Annotated in this window: 2 protein-coding genes; both read right to left on the bottom strand. The window is 64.3% G+C overall.

From position 1 onward, the window contains the following. Window positions 1-98: 98 nt before the first annotated feature. The gene (locus tag ACFY2X_RS47285) at window positions 99-674 is read right to left on the bottom strand and encodes a hypothetical protein (protein ID WP_389952038.1); all 576 of its coding nucleotides are present in this window, start codon (window positions 672-674) and stop codon (window positions 99-101) included. Window positions 675-706: 32 nt separating this feature from the next. Further along, window positions 707-1,683 (bottom strand): hypothetical protein (locus ACFY2X_RS47280; RefSeq protein WP_389952036.1); only part of this gene is annotated, 977 nt, incomplete at its 5' end.

Below are 1,683 nucleotides of genomic sequence, written 5' to 3'. Positions count from 1 at the left end.
CACTCTGGCGACCTCGCGTAATTCACTGTCGTGTATTCCGGTGGAGCGGGGCGGAAGGTGTCACGGTATGTAGTTGGTCGCCGATGGGTCGTGCGGGGCTATGCGGTGCCGGGACGACGCATGCTTCCTTGCGGTGTGAAGGTGAACGTGTCCTTGAACGGTCCCCTTCCGCAGCGGACGGCCAAGAGGATGGGCTCGTTGTAGGTCGGCGGCCAACTCGACCCGGTTCCCGGGTCGGTTCCGTTCCAGAGATGGAAGCAGATCATCGGGTCCGTCACCCGCTCGGTCGTGTAGGCGAGTGTTTTGCCGTAGAGGGGATTATTGCCGCCGAAGAGAACGGAGGGCGGACCGAATGCCTCACGTACTTCGGTGAGTGTGCGATCTTGAGTAGCCCAGGCGTTCACTTCATGGCGTATGGACGCGTATTCCTCAGCCGTCAGCGTTCGGTCGACGTCCAGCCAGCCGCGATCGCGGGCGAATTCCGCGTAGATCGAGGCGACGCCGTACTCGTAGTCACCTGGCACCACGGTCTTGAACGCTCCGGTCACGCCGAGCGAGTTGAAAGCGCACCGAGATTCCAGCACCCGTAGTTCCTGCGCCCATGCCTCCTCGTCGTGTTCGGCGTAGGCCAGGTGATCAAGTAGCAGCCGCAGGGCCATCTCCCCGCCGAACATGCCAGGACGGCGAAGTGCCTGGTTGAACTGGCCTATGAGGTAGGAGCGGATCTCGGCTGAGGAGCGTGGTCCAGGAGATGTTGGCATAGCGCACCGTTCTCGTTCTCGTCTCGTTCTGGCGGGGGTGAGGCGGCATCGCTCGCGTCGGTGGTCATGGGTTGTCCGCCGCGGCGGCCGGGGAAGAGCCAGCGGGAGTCTCGGTTGGTGGCGGTGGTCAGATTGAGGCGCTGGTTGAGGTGTTGAAGCAACAGGTCGGCGAAGGGCTGCGGGACGGGCGTTGGAGGATCGCCGAGGCGGAGAGTGACCTGGCCATTGTGGTGGTTGATGTCGTCGATGGTCAGGCACAGGATCCGGGTCAGAGGCTGGGCATAGAGCAGCACCATGGTGGCCACGACCCGGGTGAGCAGGGGAATCTGCTCTTCGGTGAGGAGTCGACGTAGAGCGGCCAGACGCTGATGCTGGCCGATAGGCGCGGGGTTGATGGTGGCCTGGTGAGGCAACGCCAGGCGGGGCAGGAGCCTGGTCTTCATGGCCCATCGCAGGAAGGCATGGGTGAGACGGCGAGCGGTGTAGGCGCCGGCATACCAGGCGTCGATGTCGGCCTGGCCGCAGCTTGACAGATCACGACCACGTTGGTTCAGCCAGGTCAGGAACGCGATGGCCTGCCTGATCTCGATGCGAGCCCGATCGGTCTGCTTGTCGGTGACCGGCCCGTGCTCGGCGAAGCGCCGGAGTCGATGCAGCACGTGCCAGGTGGCGAACCTGGTGATGACCTGCTGGTGGTCAGGGTCGGTGATCTCGGCGAGGGTGTCGCGAAGCCACCGCTGGAACAGCATCAGGTGCCGGTCTGTGCGGGGAAGGACACCGTGCAGCATCAGCAGGTCTCGCAGGTAGGCCGCCGAGCGCCAGGGCGACATCTCATCCAGCGTCTCGTGGGTGATGGGCGTTGCCGGGTCGGCCAGTGTCTGGAGCATCTGGTGACCGTGCGGGCGGTGAATCCATTGGATGC

Source organism: Streptosporangium sp. NPDC000396, assembly GCF_042898655.1.
Lineage (GTDB): Bacteria > Actinomycetota > Actinomycetes > Streptosporangiales > Streptosporangiaceae > Streptosporangium.
This window is presented reverse-complemented; position numbering and strand designations above follow the sequence as displayed.

Excerpts from the sequence above, each read along its gene's own strand:
- ACFY2X_RS47285 (WP_389952038.1), bottom strand. The coding sequence starts at position 674 with ATGTTCGGCGGGGAGATGGCCCTGCGGCTGCTACTTGATCACCTGGCC.